General features: G+C 38.9%; 19 protein-coding genes. 10 read left to right on the top strand and 9 right to left on the bottom strand.

Annotated elements, in window-relative coordinates:
- From PHT93_RS10115 to PHT93_RS10105, 3 genes are all read left to right on the top strand, one after another.
- Positions 1-590: DUF1848 family protein (locus tag PHT93_RS10115; RefSeq protein WP_300242457.1), on the top strand; the 590-nt coding region annotated here is incomplete at its 5' end.
- A complete protein-coding gene (locus PHT93_RS10110) occupies positions 587-856 on the top strand; it encodes an Ada metal-binding domain-containing protein (protein ID WP_300242428.1) in 270 nt (89 codons plus the stop codon). The genes PHT93_RS10115 and PHT93_RS10110, both read left to right, overlap by 4 nt.
- A gap of 67 nt (positions 857-923) precedes the next feature.
- Positions 924-1,763, top strand: coding sequence for a methylated-DNA--[protein]-cysteine S-methyltransferase (locus PHT93_RS10105; protein ID WP_300242426.1), 840 nt, complete (start codon positions 924-926; stop codon positions 1,761-1,763).
- Between the two features lie 15 nt (positions 1,764-1,778).
- On the opposite strand, the gene PHT93_RS10100 is transcribed toward PHT93_RS10105, so the two are convergent.
- Complete coding sequence (locus tag PHT93_RS10100) at positions 1,779-2,549, bottom strand: NIPSNAP family protein (RefSeq protein WP_300242424.1); 771 nt, start codon at positions 2,547-2,549, stop codon at positions 1,779-1,781.
- Between the two features lie 34 nt (positions 2,550-2,583).
- Complete coding sequence (locus PHT93_RS10095; RefSeq protein ID WP_300242422.1) at positions 2,584-3,420, bottom strand: hypothetical protein; 837 nt, start codon at positions 3,418-3,420, stop codon at positions 2,584-2,586.
- A 139-nt stretch (positions 3,421-3,559) separates the two neighbouring features.
- Here PHT93_RS10095 and PHT93_RS10090 point away from each other — a divergent pair, with 139 nt between their 5' ends.
- Positions 3,560-4,393, top strand: a complete 834-nt coding sequence (locus PHT93_RS10090; RefSeq protein ID WP_300242420.1) for an ROK family protein — start codon at positions 3,560-3,562, stop codon at positions 4,391-4,393.
- Here the strand turns inward: PHT93_RS10090 and PHT93_RS10085 are convergent.
- From PHT93_RS10085 to dapB, 7 genes are all read right to left on the bottom strand, one after another.
- Entirely contained in the window at positions 4,390-5,682 is a 1,293-nt protein-coding gene (locus PHT93_RS10085) for a polysaccharide biosynthesis C-terminal domain-containing protein (protein ID WP_300242418.1), read from the bottom strand. The two genes, PHT93_RS10090 and PHT93_RS10085, sit on opposite strands and share 4 nt — an antisense overlap.
- An 18-nt stretch (positions 5,683-5,700) precedes the next feature.
- Positions 5,701-6,759, bottom strand: a complete 1,059-nt coding sequence (locus PHT93_RS10080; RefSeq protein WP_300242416.1) for a M20 family metallo-hydrolase — start codon at positions 6,757-6,759, stop codon at positions 5,701-5,703.
- Between the two features lie 11 nt (positions 6,760-6,770).
- Complete coding sequence (locus PHT93_RS10075; protein WP_300242414.1) at positions 6,771-7,703, bottom strand: bifunctional riboflavin kinase/FAD synthetase; 933 nt, start codon at positions 7,701-7,703, stop codon at positions 6,771-6,773.
- A gap of 85 nt (positions 7,704-7,788) precedes the next feature.
- On the bottom strand, positions 7,789-8,412 hold the full coding sequence (locus PHT93_RS10070) for a WbqC family protein (protein ID WP_300242412.1): 624 nt from the start codon (positions 8,410-8,412) through the stop codon (positions 7,789-7,791).
- The gene (gene lepB / locus PHT93_RS10065) at positions 8,412-9,266 is read right to left on the bottom strand and encodes a signal peptidase I (RefSeq protein WP_300242410.1); all 855 of its coding nucleotides are present in this window, start codon (positions 9,264-9,266) and stop codon (positions 8,412-8,414) included. The genes PHT93_RS10070 and lepB (PHT93_RS10065) overlap by 1 nt, the downstream gene beginning before the upstream one ends.
- A gap of 5 nt (positions 9,267-9,271) precedes the next feature.
- Positions 9,272-10,660 (bottom strand): signal peptidase I, encoded by a 1,389-nt coding sequence (gene lepB, locus PHT93_RS10060; protein ID WP_300242408.1) that lies wholly within the window; start codon positions 10,658-10,660, stop codon positions 9,272-9,274.
- 17 nt (positions 10,661-10,677) lie between these two features.
- Positions 10,678-11,394 carry a 4-hydroxy-tetrahydrodipicolinate reductase gene (gene dapB, locus PHT93_RS10055; protein WP_300242407.1) on the bottom strand — a complete coding sequence of 239 codons (717 nt, stop codon included), beginning with the start codon at positions 11,392-11,394 and terminating at the stop codon, positions 10,678-10,680.
- 547 nt (positions 11,395-11,941) lie between these two features.
- Between dapB and PHT93_RS10050 the strand changes: the two genes are divergently transcribed.
- From PHT93_RS10050 to PHT93_RS10025, 6 genes are all read left to right on the top strand, one after another.
- Positions 11,942-12,667 (top strand): GntR family transcriptional regulator, encoded by a 726-nt coding sequence (locus PHT93_RS10050; RefSeq protein ID WP_300242405.1) that lies wholly within the window; start codon positions 11,942-11,944, stop codon positions 12,665-12,667.
- Positions 12,664-13,719, top strand: coding sequence for a kelch repeat-containing protein (locus PHT93_RS10045; protein ID WP_300242403.1), 1,056 nt, complete (start codon positions 12,664-12,666; stop codon positions 13,717-13,719). Before PHT93_RS10050 ends, PHT93_RS10045 begins: the two co-directional genes overlap by 4 nt.
- Positions 13,720-13,761: 42 nt before the next feature.
- Positions 13,762-14,676, top strand: a complete 915-nt coding sequence (locus tag PHT93_RS10040) for a dihydrodipicolinate synthase family protein (protein WP_300242401.1) — start codon at positions 13,762-13,764, stop codon at positions 14,674-14,676.
- Between the two features lie 84 nt (positions 14,677-14,760).
- Positions 14,761-17,916: a TonB-dependent receptor gene (locus tag PHT93_RS10035; RefSeq protein WP_300242399.1), complete on the top strand. Its 3,156-nt coding sequence runs from the start codon at positions 14,761-14,763 to the stop codon at positions 17,914-17,916.
- Between the two features lie 21 nt (positions 17,917-17,937).
- Positions 17,938-19,389: a RagB/SusD family nutrient uptake outer membrane protein gene (locus PHT93_RS10030; RefSeq protein WP_300242397.1), complete on the top strand. Its 1,452-nt coding sequence runs from the start codon at positions 17,938-17,940 to the stop codon at positions 19,387-19,389.
- 68 nt (positions 19,390-19,457) lie between these two features.
- On the top strand, positions 19,458-20,564 hold the full coding sequence (locus tag PHT93_RS10025; protein ID WP_300242395.1) for a sialidase family protein: 1,107 nt from the start codon (positions 19,458-19,460) through the stop codon (positions 20,562-20,564).
- The last annotated feature ends 4 nt before the right edge of the window (positions 20,565-20,568 follow it).

Below are 20,568 nucleotides of genomic sequence, written 5' to 3'. Positions count from 1 at the left end.
TAATCTTTTATCACTACTTTTGCCCATGTGGTAATTTTTATTGGTGGAACAACAAAATTACACACCTAAGGCGAAACCGAAAGGGAGTAGCCTTTTTTTATGCAAATTTTAGTCGGTCAGTAGTGAAAGAAAATATTCATCTTGCTGAATTTACTATAGATAAAAAACATGAAATAGCAGAGGGACTTCAAGTGATGTCGCAACATTGGAAGAAAATAAATCCTGCATTCAGAATGGCAACTTGTGCCGAAGATATCGATCTTACCCAGTACGAAATCGAACATAATAAATGTATTGACGACGAGTTGATGATTCGGGTTTTTAGAGAGGATACGAAACTGATGTCATTTATTGGATATAAACAGGGATTATTTGGAGAGGATACACGTACCGAAACTCAACGTAGGCAACTGAAAGACCGCAATCAACGTAAATGGTGTGGATGTGTATATAGTAAGGATGTAGGATGCTATACTACTTGTGCCCACTATTGTACCTATTGTTACGCTAATACTTCTCATGAACAGGTCCGTTCTAATATGCAGAAAACCAATCCTGATTCGGACTCTATTCTAACGATAAAAAAATGATGAAAGAGAAAATATATACATTGATAAATGCGCAAGGAAAAACTTATAAAAGCCCTATTCCCGGAATGCTGGGTGGATATAAAAGGAGTAAATTGTATGGACGATTAGATTGTCCGGCAGCCTTACGGGCGATAGCTAAAGGTGGATATGTAAAACATCGTGTTTTCTTTATCGACGAGCAAACAGCAATTGCAGCAGGTTATCGTCCATGTGCGGTTTGTATGTCTGAAAAGTACGCAGAATGGAAAGCGAAGCATAAAAAGTAAGCATGATTCGGGTTTCTTTTCCGTTTCTCTGGTTGTACATTTGCTGTATAATTATAAAATAAAAGCGATGAACACGCAAAAAATGCTTGATTATAATCGTATTGCCGAGGCAATCGAATATATTAGGGAGAATTTCAAATCTCAGCCGACATTGGACGAAATCGCTCACCATATTTCTTTGAGTCCGGCTCACTTCCAACGATTATTTACGGTTTGGGCAGGCGTTAGTCCAAAGAAATTTCTCCAATATATAAGCATTGAACATGCCAAACAAATCTTAAAGAGATCTTCCTTGTCTGAGACTGCTTATGAAACAGGCCTTTCAGGTACGAGTCGTTTGCATGATCTATTTGTTAATATAGAAGGTATGACTCCGGGTGAATATAAAAACGGAGGCGAAAACCTTTCCATTAATTATAGTTTTGCGGAAAGCCCTTTTGGCGAAATTATCGTCGCAGCTACATCGAAAGGACTCTGCCATATGGCATTTGCAGAAGAAAGACAGGACGCTTTCGGCAATTTACAGAAAAAATTCCCTAACGCCCGATACCAACAAGTGGTAGATACGATACAACAGAATGCCATCGTTATATTTACGCAGGATTGGAGAAAGTTGAGCGAAATAAAATTACATCTGAAAGGAACCGATTTTCAACTGAAGGTTTGGAAAACATTGTTAGATATTCCGATTGGACAATTGACAACCTACGGAAATATCGCTTCAAAGTTGGATAATCCTAACGCATCGCGGGCAGTCGGGACGGCCATCGGAGAAAACCCTATCGCATATTTGATACCTTGCCATCGAGTTATCCGTTCGTCGGGAGAACCGGGAGGTTATCGTTGGGGGCTTACCCGTAAAGCAGCCATCATCGGTTGGGAAGCGGCTATTTCTGAAATTATATAAATTTACGAATCCCTTTCAGATCTGTGAGTAATACAAAGGGGATAATAAGATATTCTTATTGTCTGTTGCTGTATTTGCATATTCCGGTAAGCCTTTGATGCGTAACCAATCCGGATGTTCCACAAATTTTTTCCATGCCAGATTACGGGTGTCGATATCTTTATACCAGGTTAAGTAAATAAGAGATGGCATGCGAGGTCCTGCCAATACCTCACCGTAACAAACGGAATTGATCCCGACTTTGTCGAAAATTGCTATTTCATCTACATTAAACATCCTTACCTTTCGTTGGTTGGCTTCCTCATTCGGACTTTTATAATTGCGGAACTCGAACAAAGTACGATTTCTGTCCGGGGTTAATAGCTGAGGGATCTTATCAAAAGCTTCGCATAGGAAAGTCTCAAACTCTTTGTAAACAGGATTAACGGCAGATGAATCATAAAACGGCTGTGCTGCTTTCCGAAAGGTTTCATTTTTCCATAATTCCTTTTTTACCATTTTATATGTGCTAATATTCGGATAGATAAACATGTAGAAACGTTTCTCTTCGTTTTCTTTCTTATAAAGAGTAAAAGCTCCTACTTTAATCTTAAACGAATTATAGGCGGGAATCAATGAATCTTTATAAAATGCATCTAACTCTGCACCATTGCCAGTCAGTGTATAAATACGCCATTCGTATATTTCTTTTTCTTTAGCAAGTGATGATTGAACGGATGCAATAGACTCTATTGCGGGAACTGTAGCCATTAGTCCGGCTGCTTTAATAAAATTTCTGCGTTTCATGGAATAATAGTATTAGAATAAACTGTTTTTTTGATTAAAAGTCAGCGTGATACTCGATAAGTCCAGACATAGGGCTTTCCAATATAAGGTCGATCTTTATGCCGTATTCGCGCGCTACATCCTGGAGTATCTCGGAATGCTTGGACGCAAAAGAACCAACAAAACGTATCGGATATTTCTTATAATCATATTGACAAACACTTCGACTGAAAAAGGCTCTGAGATTTTCAGTAAATAACCCATAGACGTATTCATTATCTAAATAACTATCCAGAAAATAAGAAACAGTGGATAGAAAGCGACTCGGGAAGGAACTGTTATATACCGAGTCTAATACATTGTCGGGCGTGATACGGAACTTATCATAGAAATCTTTTGTAAGCCGCCAAGGAGCAACTTCTTTAAGTACATCAGCAAGAAATCGCTTTCCTAATACCGATTCACTTCCTTCGTCTCCCAGTATATAACCGGCCGGTCTTACATTCTTTACAATCTCAGTTCCATCATAAAAACAAGAGTTTGAACCTGAACTTAAAATACAGGCTATTCCGGCTTCGCTCTTAAATAATCCCCGGGCAGCTGCAAGTAAATCACTTTGTACAGTAATAGGCGTTTTAAACTGAGCAACAAGTGATGCGGAAAGAATACCTTTTTTTTCTTCGGAATTACAGCCCGCACCGTAAAAGAATACATGCTCTATTTTTCGTTTAAAAAAGTTTTCAGGTAGATTGAGTCGCACAGCACGACTAATCTCCCTCCTGTTTTGAAAGTAAGGATTAATCCCTTCTGTGAAAACCCGCTGTAATACGATGTTGTTTTCCACAAGTACCCATTCCGCTCTTGTTGAGCCACTCTCGGCAATCAAATTCATACGTCTATTTACTTTAGAAAGACAAATATAAATAATAACCGTGTATATGATAACATTTTTTTCGATTAAGCCTGTTATTTCTGTTTATGCATACAAAAAAAGGCTTTTCTTTGTATAAAATAATAAATCTGATGGTGCTATGATACTTGGAATAGACTTAGGAGGAACAAATGTTCGCCTCGGACAACTCGTTGATGGGAAATTAATAAACAAAATAATAGAACCGAGTCCCGGACAAATGTCGTTAGACGAGTCATTGTCTTACCTGAAAGCACAGATACAGAGAGTAATCACTCCAGAAACGCGTGGTATAGGTGTTGGTGTCCCTTCTGTTCTGGATAGTGAAACCGGGATTGTGTACAATGTTGCAAATATTCCTTCCTGGGTAGAAGTGCCGTTAAAAGATATACTCGAATCTGAATTCAGAATACCGGTTTATATTAATAATGACTCAAACTGTTTTACGCTGGGAGAGAAAAAAATCGGAGAAGGTCGCTCATTCAAACACCTGGTCGGCGTAACCTTAGGAACAGGTGTAGGAGCCGGGATAATTATTAATAACCATCTATACGGGGGAAGTAATACCGGTGCAGGCGAAATAGGATGTTTGCCCTATTTAGATGCTACGTTAGAAGATTATTGTGGCAGTATGTTTTTTAAAACACACTATAACACGACAGGAAAAGAGGCCGCCGAAAAAGCAATGAACAAGAATTCTGAGGCGATAACTATATGGAATGAGTTCGGCAGACATATGGGACGTTTGGTTGAAGCAATTGTGTTATCATACGACCCGGAAGCAATTATTTTTGGAGGAGGTATTACTGCTGCTTTTCCATTGTTTGAACAAGCGATGAAAGAGGCAATGACAGACTTTCCGTATCCCAAATCTATTGAGAAACTACAGATACGTATTTCAACCAATCCGGATATTGCAATATTAGGAGCGGCAGCGTTGGTAGAGGAAGATTAACTGCGCTTTTTCAGGAAAGAAAAGCGTTGGCGTATTTTATTCTGAATAAATATAAAGTCATCTTTTCCCGGAAGGAATTCCCGGAAAGTGGTTGACGTTTCCCGGGTAAATAGAATCATTGCAAGGCCAAACATCGCCGAAAATGAAAGGTTCGAAGTAATGGCAGATCCGATCACGCCATAAGCCGGAATCGTAATAAGGCCGATAATAAGAAGTATAATTAGCCCGGTAAAGGAACAGGCTGCACTAAGTTTCACTTTACCGGAACCGATAAAATAGTGGGATAGGATACTGTATCCGCTAAAACAGATAATTCCCGGAGACAATATAAGAATGACTTTTCGCATCCCGGAAAATTCAGGTGTAAACAAGTATTGGGTATATATCCATTCTGGTATGAGAGCTATCAGAAGTGTTATACTCGTGACAGCCAATAGGGTGAATTTTAATAAACGGAGCGTGATCTTTTTGCGGATTTCTGCGGCTGACTGTCGGCTAACTTCACTGTATGTAATGAAACTTACACTGCGGCTGATATGCCATACGCTTTCGGAAATTTTTGTGCCGGCATCCAAGATTCCGACTGCTCCGAGTCCTGAGAAATTGCGTACTAAGAAATAGTTGAGTCTGGTTGTATAAGTTTCTGCTAAATTATCTGCGCTACTCCACAGTCCGTAGGCAAACATTTCACGAATAATGGAAAGAAATGATTTCTCACAGGAAGAAGTTTCTTTGGTGAGATGAGGTATTAATAATAGACCACTAATTACAAAAGCAACTCCGTTAGCAAGGTACATTCCCCATAAATAAGCTTGTATGTTTTTTTCTTCAAGCAGATAATAGAAATAAATAAGAAGGAAGAATAATAGCCCGCCCTGTAGAAAGAACGTTAGGTTGAAACTTTTTACCTTGTCTTTTCCTAACAGAAAACGAGCATTGGCCGCCACAAAGGAATTTAGTATTGCCAACCAGAATATATCTATACCGTAGCCTTCGGGAATAAATCCGAAAACATACATTAAGAGACAGGCCAGAGCAGAACCAACAGGAGTCCACAGATAAGCAGGTAATAATACGAAGTTAACCGGATACTTATTCATAAAATACACAATCGTATTCCCGCAAAGCACACTGTTAAAGATAACGGCAATATTGACGGAAGCAAGGATGAGCCCAACTAAACCTACTCCCTGAAGACCAAGTACGCGAGCATTGATGAAGATAAGCGCCAGATTGAGCAATGCTACAATATAGCGTGTTCCGATTGTCTCGAGTACTTTTCTGAACATGCTTGTCGCTTTTGTTTGTTAGAGTTGAAGCCCGTCTAATAGACGTACATATGTATCGATGGCCTCCCTTATTTCAGAAGGACGGATATATTCGTCTGCCGTATGGGAGCGGGAGGATTGTCCGGGTCCTATTTTTACAGAGGCAAAAGGCATCAAAGCCTGATCACTCAATGTTGGGGAACCGAATGGTTCTTTCCCAAGCATGAGAGCACGCTGCACGAAAGGATGATTTAAATCCGTGCGGGTTGAGTTGAGGCGGAAGCTACGTGCTTTTATCTCACAACTTACTTGTTCGCTAATTAGTTCGAACAGTTTTTCATTGGAGTAGAATTCGTTGGTACGGATGTCCACTGTAAACTCACAATGATCCGGTACTACATTATGCTGGCTTCCTGCATGAATGATTGTTACACTCATTTTTACCGGACCGAGAAAATCGCTTTTTTCCGGAAACTGATAGGAGTGAAACCAATTAATATCTTTTATGGCAAGAGAGATGGCATTTATTCCTTCATTGCGTGCTGCATGGCCGGCTTGACCTTTTGCAACGCAGTCTAATACCATCAAACCCTTCTCCGCGATGGCTGGTTGCATACCCGTTGGCTCTCCTACTATGGCAAATGAGATAGGAGGAAGTTCTCTCAAAGCGCTTTCCACTCCTTCTTTTCCGGAAACTTCTTCTTCGGCTGAGGCTAAAAAAATCAGATTATATGACTGCTCTTTTTGGCTAAGTTGAGCAAATGCGGAATAAAGTGATACTACACTGGCTCCGGCATCATTGCTGCCGAGCCCGAATAATTGGTCGTCATCGTTTTCCTCCGGCGTGAACGGATCTTTTGTCCACCCAGCAGCAGGCTTAACAGTATCTATATGTGAATTTAGAAGAAGAGTCGGCTTGTTTAGATCAAAATCCGGAGCTATAATCCAGAGATTGTTCCCTTTCCGGTTAACAGTATGTCCGGCAGCAGACCAGGTGGAAGCTAAAAAATCGGCTACGTTTTTTTCTTCCCGGCTAAAAGATGAACGGGATACCATTCCTTTTAGCATGTCTATTGCATCGTAATAATACTGTTCCATGTTTTATTCTCCTATTTTCTTTTATCTAAAATCTTATCAACGGTATCCCGATCTATTGCCAATTGATCTTTTAATTCTTCTAATGAACTGAATTTAATGTCACCACGTACATAAGTAATAAACGCCACCGTGATTTGATTATTATAAATATCCCGATTGAAGTTCAGTATATTAACCTCTAAGGTAATTTCGTTTCCATCTTCTAATGTCGGGCGGTCTCCTATATATAACATACCTTTGTGTTTCTCGTTTTCTACATAAACCCAAACGGCATATACCCCAATGGCGGGAATTACTTTGTCCGGGTTGTCCACTGCAATATTGGCGGTAGGAAAACCTAATTTTCGCCCCACTTTGTAACCATTCACAATATGCCCTGTCAGACTATATGGATAAGACAATAATTTTGTCGCATCTTCCACTTCACCTTTCAATAATCGGTCACGAATGCCTGAGGAGCTAACCGTAACTTCTCCAGCATTAAAAGGAGAGGCTTTAACGACCTCTATTCCGCAAGCTTTGCCATATTCAACATACTGCTCAAAACCATCCGTCCGATCACGTCCAAAACGATGATCATACCCGATTAATAATGTTTTGACATTAAAACGTTCTCTCAAAACAGTCGTTATAAACTTTTGGGCAGAAAATGACGCAAGCTCATGAGAGAAGTCCAAAACGATACAACGATCTAAGCCTGTTGTCTCAAGTTGAACCAATTTCTCCGCAGGAGTATTTAATAAATTCGGATGAAATCCCGGTTGTAATACCGCTCTCGGATGAACCGAGAAAGTAATCACGGCAGAAGGTAACCCACGATCCTTTGCTATTTTCTTTAATTCATCAATTAAAAAACGATGTCCGAGATGTACCCCGTCGAAAAAACCAATCGTAGCGACTAATCCGTCTGTAATAAGTTTTTCCGTTCCTTTCGAAACTATCATTACATTCCACTCTTTACATTAGGTTACAAAGATAAACAAACACAAGAATCAGCCAACAATAAGTGCCCTTCCCTGATGGATGATTTTATTTATTTACAGATTGACGAAGTGTCAACAGTCCTTCGGGACCCATGTTGAACAGGAGGTCAACGATGCTGAGATTGGGTAAGAAGCCATTCTTTTCTCTGAATACCTGATAATAAGGGGTAGGTGTAAATTCCCGGTCTTCAACTCTGGACTTCGGGTTGATTATTTCTCTGAAGTCGTGAGGAACTTGAAGTTCGTATTTTTCTGTGTAAGAGATGTTAGCTTCAATATCTAACAAAGAACAAATAAGACTGCGCAGTTCTTCGTTGAAATCAAACAGGAAATCATATTTCTTTTCGTAAAAAGGAATAAAGTCATCCTGATAGTATTCGAAGAAAGGACTGGTTCCATAGGCTGATACCAACGCGTTCCAATGCAGATGACGCCAATTACCATGTTCTGAAATACGGATATCTTTAGTCTGACATTTGATTGTTTCCGGCTTTTCGATCGGAACAGACAAGGAAAGAGCTCCGTTTGCTCCGCCAATTACGCAACGGTTTCTGTAGGTCTGTTTCAGGTAATTCTCTTCCCGTTCAATTTTTATTGCAGGATACTGCAGAAGTTTGCAGTAATACTGGACGGGTGCCAGATAAGCAGTGCATAAGTAGGCTGTCTCCATTAATAAACCGGTTTAAACAAATGGTCGGATTGCTGACTGAACCAACACCACCAGGCTGTTCCCAATATATTGTCTGCTGGAATAAAACCCAAATGTCGCGAATCAATACCGTCTTTGGTGTTGTCAGATAAAACCCAGTAATAATCTTGCCGGAAAAAGAAAAAATTGGTCTCCTTACCATCCATAAAAAGCTTTTGGTCACGAAAAGAAACCGATAGTTCTGCCTCATGTAGAATAGCTTCTTTACATGCTGTCAGGTTTTCCGGCGTAAGTCTGTACGGTCTGTTTTTCCGAGGAACAACTAAGGTGTATTCTTCAGCATATAGTTTGGTGAATAATTTATTTGTTTGCTCATCCAACTCTTCCCGGATACTATATTCTTCAAAAGGCGTTAATGAGAGTAAGACGTTCTTTTCCTCTTGCTTTTGATTGCGTACTGATATTTCAAGTCGTTTCATGACGTTCAGGAATGACTCCACTATGGCGTTGTCAACATTATACTGACATACGGTATTGGGAGAAAGCGGAAAATAGCGGCCATTGATGGTATAGCCATCCTGAGCAATCCGGATCGTATCTCCCGGAAGTCCGATACAACGACTAAGGAATAGTGGGGTAGAAGCAGAATCTTTTAATAAAGGGCTGACAAAAAGAATAACCTGATTCCCTTTAGGTTGTTTATTCGACTTGTTCACCAATATAAAATCCCCTTTTTTCAGGGAATTCTCCATTGCTGTAGTAGAAATGCGGTACGATTCAATCAGGTAAAAACGTATAGCTACTACTACTGCAATTAGAAAAAGGATGAAGAGTAGTAGCTTTACGGTTGTTTTTATTTTCTGTTTATCCTGCATTCAGATTAATCGGCATGAACCATACGGAACAAACGGTTCCAACGTATTCCACCATCAAAAAGAGAACGGTCTTTGTCTAACGACAGCCAGATCAGGATTGGCTTACCTACAATATGATCTTCGGGAACAAACCCCCATGAGCGGCTGTCTGCACTTTTATGGCGATTGTCTCCCATCATAAAATAATAATCATACTTAAATGTATAAGATGTTGCAACTTCACCATTGATATATATAGTTCCATTCTTTATCTCCAGGTCATTGTTCTCATAATTCTTGATACAGCGTTTATAAACTGCCAGATTCTTTTCATTCAGTTCGACACTTTCTCCCTTTTTAGGAATCCAGACAGGACCATAATTATCACGTGTCCATCCCGTCTCATAATCCACAGGATAATACATGTTGCCGCCCATAACATCAGGCTCGATAATAATGTTCTTAACAATTGAAAGTTTTTTCGCTTTCTCAAGAGCTTGTTTCGTCATCGGAATGCGATAGACCGGATTGAACTGATCGTTCTCATTTGGCTTGAAGCCAAGAAAAGCCAACTCATTCGGATTCGTTGCCATTGCACGATCCTCTTTGCTGATATTCAGCAAACGGAATTGATCTTCTGAAAACAGTGAACCATTTGTTTCCACAAAATAGTTCAATTGCATATGTTCCGGATCTTCTGTGATATTTCCGTCAATATAAATCTTATTGTCACGAACCTCAAACATGTCTCCCGGCATACCAACACAACGTTTGACGAAGTTTTCCCGTTTATCAACCGGCCTGTACATTACTTCCCCAAACGTCTCTTTATCCAAAAGGATACGTTCACGGCCGAATTGTTCCACTAAAGAATAATAGTCCGGATTCTGTACTTTAACAGCGATGGTGTCACCTGCCGGAAAGTTAAACACGACAATATCATTTCTCTTTACCTGACCAAAACCCTTTACGCGTTTATAATCCCATGAAGGCCATTCAACGTAAGAGTTGCAATTGAATATCGGTAAAGTATTCTGAACAAGAGGAAAAGAGAGCGGAGTATTCGGAACGCGCGGTCCGTAGCTCAGTTTGCTGACAAAAAGATAATCACCAACCAAAAGAGATTTCTCTAAAGAAGAACTCGGAATCTGATAATTCTGAAAGATGAAAATATTGATAAAATAAACAGCAATCAAGGCAAAGACAATATCATCTACCCATTCCAATATATTTCTTACTTTCGGATTCTTAGACTTTTTCCAGGCACCCCAAGGAATATATTTGGTCAGAAAGATATCAACCAGAACAACGATCCCTAAAAGTAACCACGCATTCTGCATCCATAATGTAAAGAGCAGATAGAGAACTGTTGCGATGCTAAACTTGATCCATTGTTTTTTACTTATGTTTTTCATCTGTATTCTTTTGTCAGTTAGAATTTCAACATATCATTCATTCCGAGGAAGCCCACTTTGCCGGCAGTAAATTCAGCAGCAACAACAGCTCCGAGAGCAAAACCTTCCCGGCTCTTTGCATCATGCTTTATACTGATATAATCCACTTCGGAGTCATATACAATTTCGTGGATACCGGGCACTTCCCCCTCACGGATAGCATGAATCGGCAAATCAGCTGCCTGTTCCTCCTTATCCAAAGTCCAACGATTTTTCCTCTCCACGTTAGCAAGAATATCTTCAGCCAATGTAATAGCCGTTCCACTCGGAGCATCCAATTTATGAATATGATGCGTCTCGGTCATTCTAACATCATAAGCAGGGAAATTATTCATGATTTTTGCCAGATACTTATTGACCGCAAAAAATATATTCACACCGATACTGAAATTAGACGCATAGAAAAAAGTCTTACCCTCATTTTTACACATTTTCTTCACCTCATCAATACGATCCAACCAACCCGTAGTACCCGAAACAACAGGCACCCCAGCTTCAAAAGCCTTCATATAATTATTGAATGCCGTATCAGGAGTTGTAAACTCAATAGCAACATCTGCGCTCTTAAACTCTCCCGATGAGAAACCATCTGCCGTATTAATATCAATAACAGATACAATCTGATGTCCACGAGAAAGCGCTATCTTCTCGATTGCCTTACCCATTTTACCGTATCCGATCAATGCTATTTTCATGTGTCTATGCGTATATAAAAACTTACTTCCTGCAAATATACACGATTATAGCGGTTTATCTGCATTGATATAAAAATTAACTTTATGATAGATTCTTCTATTCCTTTTGAATAATTTTGAAAAGAGAAAAAATGGTAAAAAGTTTCGTGAATAGTTCTAATTTTTTCAGCCATAATAATACATGAAAAAATACAAAACGACTCTTTTAAAAAAAATAAAGGCGCTTGGAAACGAATGTTGAGGCGCCTCAAAATTTGTAGAATTACTATTTACCCTGTACTATTTATTAAATATCATTTTTAAAGTTCTCAACTTTTTACAGTGGACTCAAGGATATAATTCCAATTATAGCCATGATATTTTTCCTGCTCTATTAAGTTCTGAATTTAAACACCTTGTTTTATGTATTATTCCTAACTCTTAAAACGGATAAAAAAGATATATTTCTTTAACTGAGTTGATCTAAAAAATATGTTTTTCAGCATTTCTGTTTGAAATAATAAATATATTCTTTTTATTTGTCAGACAAATAGTACAAAACGGCATAATGGATGATTTAAAGATATATAACCAACAGTTAACATTGGTTGATCAGGTAGAAGATAAGCTTCTGAATTACTTTAGAAAGAATGACTTACGTACCGGAAGTGCAATCCCGAACGAGTTGGAACTGGCGAATGCTTTGGGGGTGGCGCGTAGTGTGTTGAGAGAAGCATTAAGCCGTTTGAAGATGATGGGGATGATTGAATCGCGTACGCGAAGAGGAATGATACTGACTGAACCTTCTATTTTAGGAGGAATGAAAAGAGTGGTTGATCCGCGTATCCTGAGCGAAGAAACTCTTTTTGATATACTTGGTTTTCGTATTGCTCTGGAGATTGGAATTTGTCACGATCTGTTTGAAAATATTAAGCCAAACGATATTGAAGAACTGGAAGAGATTGTCAAAGTAGGTGAGATGTTTGAAAATAATGCATATGCTCCTTACAGTGAGTTCTCTTTTCATGCCAAATTGTATAAAATAACGGGAAATAAAACAATATCAGAATTTCAGGAAATTGTGCATCCCGTGATGACTTTTGTGAAAGATAAGTTTAAAGATCTGCTTGAACCGATTAATGTGGAAATTAAAAAAAGCGGTGATCTGATAACGCATGAAGACTTGTTGGGCTACATTAAACGTAAAGATGAAACAGGGTATAGGAAAGCACTGGAAAAGCATTTTCTTGTATATAAGTTATTTATGAAAAATAGTCAAAAGCAGAAAGAATGAAGTCTAACTTTATTATAATACTATTATTTGTTATGATCACATCGACTACATATGCTAAAGTTCCTGGCTTTGAAAAAATCGTGTGGGATATGAAGATTAAACTACCTGTTCTTGGTAACGTAAAAGAGAACCTGGGTGTGGCAGGGGCCTATTCCGGAATTGTGGATGGTAAGTTAGTCGTTCTTGGAGGTGCCAATTTTCCGGATAAAAAGCCTTGGGATGGAGGGGAAAAACGATGGTGGAAAACGCTTTATTCGTTTGATTTGTCTCAAGAAGAATGGCAGATAATTCCCGATTTTTTGCCGCGTTCTATGGGGTATGGTGTTTCCATACAATTACCGAATGCTGTTTTGTGTATTGGAGGATGTGATGCAAATGATTGTTTTTCAGATGTCTTTAGTGTTGAAAGGCTACAAGGAGAATGGTTAATTAATACAGACTGGCCTCCGCTTCCTGTACCATTAGCTTGTGGTACGGGAGTTTTGTGTGATGGAAAAGTGTATGTATTCGGAGGACAAACTGGGATGAAGCGACAAGTGGCAACGTCTTATGTCTTTGTGTTGGATCTGCAAACAGCGAACGAAGGATGGAAAGAATTACCTACATGGCCAGGAGAACCCAAAGGATACGCCGTTAGTGTAGCGCTTAAAGACAAGGTGTATCTTTTTAGTGGACGCAATTATAATGATAAAGGATTGTTGAATGTGCATACTGACGGCTTTGTTTTTACACCGAAGATTAATACTTGGGAAAAACTATCCGCTGATTTCCCTGTTATGGCAGGTGTTGCTTTTACAGATGAAAAAGAAATAATCGTTTTCCCTGGTGGAGTAGAAGAGGCTTTACCTACGACACCCGATCATCCCGGATTCAGTAGAAATATAAAATGTTACAATCTCAATACTAAGACATTGACGATATGTGGAGAGTCACCCTATCCTATTCCGGTAACGACAAACTTGGTGATTGATAATGATACGGTCTATATTGTGAGTGGAGAAATACGTCCCGGAGTACGAACTCCCTATGTGCTGAGAGGAATTATTCAATAGAATAATCAATATATATAACTAATTATTAAATGTATTAAGCCTATGAAAAATTACCAACGATTAGAAGGTATGGTGGCTGCGTCATTTACTCCCATGACTTTGGCCGGCGATTTAAATCTGGATGCAATCGCATCGTACGCTGACCTTATGGCCAAATCTGGAGTAACCGGTGTATTTGTGTGTGGGACAACTGGAGAAGCTACTTCGCTTACTGTTGAAGAACGTAAGAAAGTTCTTGTCAGATGGGTTGAAGAGACAGAGGGACGCTTTAAAGTAATCGCTCATGTAGGAAGCAACTGCCAACTCGATGCGATAGAACTTGCTCGTCACGCTATGGAAAATGGAGCGTGGGGAATTGGAGCAATAGCACCCAGCTTCTTTAAACCGGCAACTGTGGCAGAACTAATCCGTTTCTTTAAACCCATAGCAGCGGCAGCACCCGAGATTCCTTTCTATTATTACAACATGCCGGCCATGACAGGGGTCGATCTGTCGGTTGCTCATTTTCTGAAAGAAGGGAAGAAAGAGATCCCGAACCTTGCCGGAACAAAATTCACGCATAACAATCTGATGGAAATGGCACAATGTCTGAACTTGGACAATGGTACTTTTGAGGTACTTCACGGTTACGATGAAATACTAACTTGCGGACTCGCGCTTGGTGCTAAAGCCGGAGTAGGAAGTACCTATAATTATATACCATCTGTCTATGCCGGTATTTTCGAATCAATGAAGAAAAATGATCTGGTAACCGCACGCGCATTACAGAAAAAATCCGTAGAGGTAGTAGAGGTAATTATTAAATACGGTGGTGGGGTACGAGGAGGAAAAGCGATTATGAACCTGATCGGAGTCGAATGTGGAGATTGCCGATCACCAATAGCTTCATTTACGAATGAAGAATACAACTCTCTGAAGGAAGATCTGAATAAGATTGGTTTTTTTGAAATTAAATAAGGCATTGGGGGCGTAAAGTTTGACAGCTACACTCCCCCCAATAACCTTTTTCACATCAAGTTAAAACTTAAATGTAATACAAAGATGATTAAATTTTATTTAAAAAGCGTCTTCTTGTGTCTGATATTCTTTGCTACGTCGGTTAGCGCACAGGAAATACAAGTCTCAGGAATCGTTGTAGATGACGCAGGAATTACATTACCCGGCGTTTCTATTCTTGAAAAAGGAACTACAAACGGAACGATTACCGATATTGACGGGAATTTCACACTGTCCGTACAAGGAGATAAATATCTTGTATTCTCCTATGTTGGTTATACTCAACAAGAAATTAAAGCATCACCAAAAATGCAGGTTAAAATGGCTCAGGCTGCACTTGGTTTAGATGAAGTGGTGGTGGTTGGTTATGGAACACAATCGAAACGCACGGTTACCTCTGCAATTAGTAAAGTTGGGGGAGAGGAATTAAAAGATATTCCTATAAGTACGATTGGAGAAGGTCTGAAAGGCAAAATCGCCGGGGCCCGTTTGTATTCAAATAATAACACTCCGGGAGCAGATGCAACTATCCGAATCCGTGGTGGTTCTTCAATTAATAAAACTAACGATCCGCTTATCTTGGTAGATGGTGTTGAAAGAGCATTTAGTGGAATAAGCCCGAATGATATTGAGTCAATAGAGGTGCTGAAAGATGCCGCATCAACAGCTATTTATGGATCAAGGGCATCTAATGGAGTAGTTTTAATTACGACAAAAAAAGGAACAATAAGTAAAGCTCCGAATATAACTTTCGAAGCGAATATTGCTTTACAAGAAGCTGGTACATTATATGATTTTATGAATGCAGAAGATTATTTGAGTATTGTGCGTCCTGCTGTAGCAGTAGGACCTAATGCTAAATATAATTGGATGGATGGTTATTCTGCCAGTTCAGGAAATACAGCTTCTTCTATTTATTCTACACGCTATCTAAATGAGGGGGAGTCTGTACCTGCCGGATATAGATCCATGCCTGACCCGTTAGATCCTACTAAAACATTGATTTTTCAGGATAATAACTTTCAAGATGAAATATATAAGCAAGCGGTTTGGCAAAATTATTATGTAGGTCTTGATGGAGGTAGTGAAGATGTCAAATACAATGTTAGTTTAGGATATATGGATGATGCCGGTGTTGCTATTGCTACAGGTTATTCCAGATTAAATATGCGTAGTAATATTGATGTAAATATCAATAAACATCTGTCTTTCGTTGCTGGTTTTGATTATTCTCAGACAGAATCTGAAGAATATGCGAATCAGATGAATGTTATTTCACGAGGTTTAGCGACTCCGCCTACACAGAAGAAATACAATGAAGACGGCACACCAACCAAAGGTTACAATGCCACATCTCCTAATCCCTTATGGTATGCTTATTATAACGACCAAAATCGTACAGATAAAAGATTGTCTGCTTTTGGGAAATTAACTTATCGTATCATTGATGGTCTAAAAGCCGAAGCTCAGCTTTCCAAATATAATCACCACTATACAAGCGACAGTTTCCAAAAAGCAAATGAGTTTAATGGATTGCGTCCTACATCTTCTTCTTTTAATGAATTGACAAGAGAAAAACTGGAGACTTATGTAACTTATAATAAAACGATTTCAGATCATTCTTTTTCTGCGATGGGAGGATATTCCTATCAAAGGGATAAAAACAAAGCATTAGCGGCTGAAGTTGATGGTGCAAGTTCTGATAAAGTACCAACCCTGACGGCTGGTCCGAATAAGAAGAATGCGACAAGTAATTTGACTGAAGACGTAACAATTGGATATTTTGGTCGCTTATCCTATGATTTTAGAAAAAAATATTTGTTTTCTGCTACGTTCAGAGAAGATGCTTCTTCTCGTTTTGCATCCGGTAACCAATGGGGATTTTTCCCGGGAGCTTCCGTAGGGTGGGTTATTTCGGATGAAAGCTTTATGAAAGGAATAAAAAAACTGGATAACCTTAAGTTGAGGGTTAGTTATGGTCAAACGGGAAATAATTCTATCGGACTGTACGATGCTTATGGTCTTTATTCAACCAATGCAAAATATGATGGTACGGCAGGTATTATTACTTCAACGATGCCGAATCTTGATTTGACATGGGAAACGTCAACGCAATTAGATGCCGGTTTCGATTTATCAATGTTTAATAATCGGTTGACTTTAAATGCTGACTATTTCGATAAGAGAACAGAGAATCTGCTTTTTAGTAAAGAGCTTCCGAATACATCCGGCTATAGCAACGTACAAACCAATATTGGAGAAGTGAAATTTTACGGCTTCGATATTGAGATAGGATCAACAAATATTCAAACAAAAGATTTTGAATGGAGTTCTAAGTTTACTTGGAGTTTTGTTAAAAATAAAGTTTTAAAACTTCCGGATAACGGACGCGATCGCAACCGTATAGGAGGGATTGCGCTTGCTGATGGTACTGCTTTTGGAGGAACAGCAGAAGGTGAATCACTCTATCGGTATTATGGTTATGTAGTAGACCATATTATAGAAACACAAACGGATGCAGATAATGCAATGTATGATAGCAGTGCAAAAGGTTATCGTCATTCGGATGGTAAGAAAGTTGCCGGCAGAAAGGAAATAGGTGATTATGAATGGAAGAACCGTGAAGGAAGTCTTCAAAGGAGTGGAAAGGACTATATAGATAGTCAAGATCAATTTTTCTTAGGTTATACAGTCCCTCATTCTACTGGTGGATTGAATAATAGTTTGACATATAAAGATTTTTCTCTTTCTATATTTTTGGATTGGGCACTAGGACATTCTATAAATAACAATTCTGAAATGCGTTATTTCATGAATACGTTTGCCAACAATTACACTCTAATAGATGAGGTGAAACAATGTTGGACTCAACCGGGTGATAAAACAAAATATGCCCGATTTACAGCAAATGATCCAGATGACGGGAACGCAAATTTTAGTCGTACTTCAAATATTTTTAATTATAAAGGTGATTATTTGTGTATTCGTGAAATCACGTTACAATATACTGTGCCAATGCAAATAATCTCGAAGTTAGGAATGCAACATGTCGCTTTGACGCTCTCTGGTAATAACTTGCATTATTTCACGGCGGTTAAAGGAGTTTCTCCTGAAGTAGGGGCTTCAACCACCTATAATTCATCTTATTATAATTATCCTCCAATTCGCAGGTATGCGATAGGGGTAAAAGTGACATTTTAACCATTATAAATAGAAAATAGTATGAAACTTAAAAACAGCATATATTTTATTGTTGCCATTTTGATCCTATCGTCTTGTCATGGAGATTTGGATGTACAACAAAAAAGTGGAGTTACGGCGTCTTCCATGTGGCAAGACGAGGGTGATGCTACATCGGCAATGTATGGCTTATATAATAAATTCCGTGCTACATTTAATACAAGCTATATTTACTGGGGTGAATATAGAACCGGCCTTTGGGGTGACGGGATGACCACACAGACAGCCAGAGATCAGGTTTATCAGAACCAGATAGGACCAGATCATGGACAGACAAATTGGGGAGATCTATATACCACAATTAATAATGCAAATCTGATTCTAAAATATACTCCAGGTATTACATTCTCTAATGGTGATAAGAAAAATGAAGTATTAGCGAATGCGTATTATGTAAGAGCGTTTTGCTATTATTGGATCGGACGTGTTTGGGGAGATGCACCTATTTTATTGGATGGATTTGAATCGGACAAACAAGAAGGATTATTTCCGGTGAGAGACTCCGCAGAGAAGCTTTTTGCTCAGGTTGGTAGTGATATTGAAATGGCATTATCGCTTATTCCGTCCAATGTGTCAGTACGAAATCTGGCTTCATCAGGGGCAATTAATATGTTAAAGGCTGATTATAATTTATGGATGTACAAAGTCAGAGGCGGCGGACAGACTTTTTTAGATGCAGCGAATACGGCAGTCTCTGCGGTATTGACTAATTCAATGTATGGTTTGGAAGATAACTATTCTGATATCTTTGAAAATGAACAAGGGACGGAGATAATTTTTGCATGGAGCTATATTAAAGATGAATATACTGGAGGTTATCCTTCTGATTATCTTGTTCCTTCTCAATATGTTTCGGATGAGGCTATAGATAATCCGGTAAAAGTAGGTAGTCATCAGCAATGGTGTTTTTATACAGAAGAATATAAGGCACTACTTTCTGAGAATAATGACCAGCGGACAAAAGTGAGTTTTGATACCTATCTTGATGAACCTAAAAATGCGACATTCCAATGGATTAATAAATTTGCAGGAGACTGGACTAACGGTACCCGCGTCTTTGATTCAGACATTGTCGTTTACCGTTATGCAGATGCGCTCTTGTTTGAGGCTGAAATTAAATTGGCTAAACAAGACTTGTCTGGTGCAATAAAATCGTTGAATAAAATTGCTGAAAGAGCATATGGTGTTAAAGACTTCTATGTATCAACTCTTAATGCGGATGCATTGAAAGATGCAATATTAAAAGAACGAATGAAAGAGTTCGCTGCAGAAGGAAAGTTGTGGTGGGATTATATTCGTCTCGGTGTCGCTTTTGAAATGAACCCCTACTTGAAAGGTCGTGAGAATGAATTAAATGTTTTATTATGGCCGGTATCTTCTACTTCAATAAATAAGAACCCGAATATTACACAAACACCGGGTTATGATAAATAAGACTATTTTCGGGAGAGTTTTTTAATGCTCTTCCGAAAATAACTTTACATAGAATAAACATAAATAACATGAGAAATATACTTTGGATTATATTGTGTTTTAGCTCTATTATGTCTGCATTGTTTGCACAAACTGTAGAGACTTTACCTTGGGTAGATTTATCCAGAGATAAAAACAGACATATTATTATTGCTCAAGGAACGGAGACCTTGTATAATGGACATCCTACTACGGTCAAGTTGGGAGACAATAAGACTATCTTTTGTTCCTGGTCGTATGATCATGGCGGGAAACTTGGTTTTTTAGCTGTAAGTAAAGATGCAGGACTAACGTGGGAAAACCTGCCTATTCCGAATGATTGGAAAGAGACAAGAAATTGTCCAAGTATTTATCTGTTAAAAGACAAATCAGGAGTGGAACGTTTGATGCTATTTGCAGCTCATCCAGAAATGCCTTATACGTATAGTGAAGATTTAGGAAAGACATGGACATCAATGAAAAGTCTTGGAATGCCTTGTGTTATGGCATTTTCCAGTGTCACTCAATTGTCTAATGGAGATTATTTGGGCTTATATCATCGTGGACATAATGATAAAGATAAAAGCCCGTTGACTTTATGGCAGAGTAAATCTATTGATGGAGGTGTCACCTGGAATGCTCCGATATTGGTCGGAAAGAAGGACGGAAAATCACCCTGTGAACCGTTTGTCCTAAAGAGTCCGGATGGAAAAACATTAGTTTGTGTTGCACGCGAAAATCAACGAAAAGGACATTCTTTAATGATGACTTCGACAGATGAGGGAGAGACTTGGAGTGAAATGACAGAGACTATCTGGGGGCTAACAGGAGATCGGCATATCATTAAATATACACCAGATAATCGTTTGGTGGCTGTGTTCAGAGATATGGCACCCAATAGTCCGACAAAAGGACATTTTGTGGCGTGGGTCGGAACTTACAATGATATTAAGAACGGTTATTCCGGGCAATATAAGATAAAGCTATTACACAATAACGCTGGTCCTGACTGTGGTTATCCGGGTTTGGAGATACTTCTGGACGGAACTATAATCGCAACGACTTATGTAAAATATGAACCAGGTAAAAAGAAACACTCTGTTGTTTCCGTACGTTTTAAATTGGAAGAAACAGATGCAATGGTATCACTATTATAAATAG

The organism is Massilibacteroides sp., assembly GCF_028705895.1.
In the GTDB taxonomy this organism is placed as follows: domain Bacteria; phylum Bacteroidota; class Bacteroidia; order Bacteroidales; family Tannerellaceae; genus Massilibacteroides.
Note: the sequence above shows the minus strand (reverse complement) of the source record. Positions and strands in the feature narration are given on the sequence as shown.

Coding starts and splice junctions, on each gene's coding strand:
- PHT93_RS10110 (WP_300242428.1), top strand. CDS start 587: ATGATGAAAGAGAAAATATATACATTGATAAATGCGCAAGGAAAAACT.
- PHT93_RS10105 (WP_300242426.1), top strand. CDS start 924: ATGAACACGCAAAAAATGCTTGATTATAATCGTATTGCCGAGGCAATC.
- PHT93_RS10100 (WP_300242424.1), bottom strand. CDS start 2,549: ATGAAACGCAGAAATTTTATTAAAGCAGCCGGACTAATGGCTACAGTT.
- PHT93_RS10095 (WP_300242422.1), bottom strand. CDS start 3,420: ATGAATTTGATTGCCGAGAGTGGCTCAACAAGAGCGGAATGGGTACTT.
- PHT93_RS10090 (WP_300242420.1), top strand. CDS start 3,560: ATGATACTTGGAATAGACTTAGGAGGAACAAATGTTCGCCTCGGACAA.
- PHT93_RS10085 (WP_300242418.1), bottom strand. CDS start 5,682: ATGTTCAGAAAAGTACTCGAGACAATCGGAACACGCTATATTGTAGCA.
- PHT93_RS10080 (WP_300242416.1), bottom strand. CDS start 6,759: ATGGAACAGTATTATTACGATGCAATAGACATGCTAAAAGGAATGGTA.
- PHT93_RS10075 (WP_300242414.1), bottom strand. CDS start 7,703: ATGATAGTTTCGAAAGGAACGGAAAAACTTATTACAGACGGATTAGTC.
- PHT93_RS10070 (WP_300242412.1), bottom strand. CDS start 8,412: ATGGAGACAGCCTACTTATGCACTGCTTATCTGGCACCCGTCCAGTAT.
- lepB (WP_300242410.1), bottom strand. CDS start 9,266: ATGCAGGATAAACAGAAAATAAAAACAACCGTAAAGCTACTACTCTTC.
- lepB (WP_300242408.1), bottom strand. CDS start 10,660: ATGAAAAACATAAGTAAAAAACAATGGATCAAGTTTAGCATCGCAACA.
- dapB (WP_300242407.1), bottom strand. CDS start 11,394: ATGAAAATAGCATTGATCGGATACGGTAAAATGGGTAAGGCAATCGAG.
- PHT93_RS10050 (WP_300242405.1), top strand. CDS start 11,942: ATGGATGATTTAAAGATATATAACCAACAGTTAACATTGGTTGATCAG.
- PHT93_RS10045 (WP_300242403.1), top strand. CDS start 12,664: ATGAAGTCTAACTTTATTATAATACTATTATTTGTTATGATCACATCG.
- PHT93_RS10040 (WP_300242401.1), top strand. CDS start 13,762: ATGAAAAATTACCAACGATTAGAAGGTATGGTGGCTGCGTCATTTACT.
- PHT93_RS10035 (WP_300242399.1), top strand. CDS start 14,761: ATGATTAAATTTTATTTAAAAAGCGTCTTCTTGTGTCTGATATTCTTT.
- PHT93_RS10030 (WP_300242397.1), top strand. CDS start 17,938: ATGAAACTTAAAAACAGCATATATTTTATTGTTGCCATTTTGATCCTA.
- PHT93_RS10025 (WP_300242395.1), top strand. CDS start 19,458: ATGAGAAATATACTTTGGATTATATTGTGTTTTAGCTCTATTATGTCT.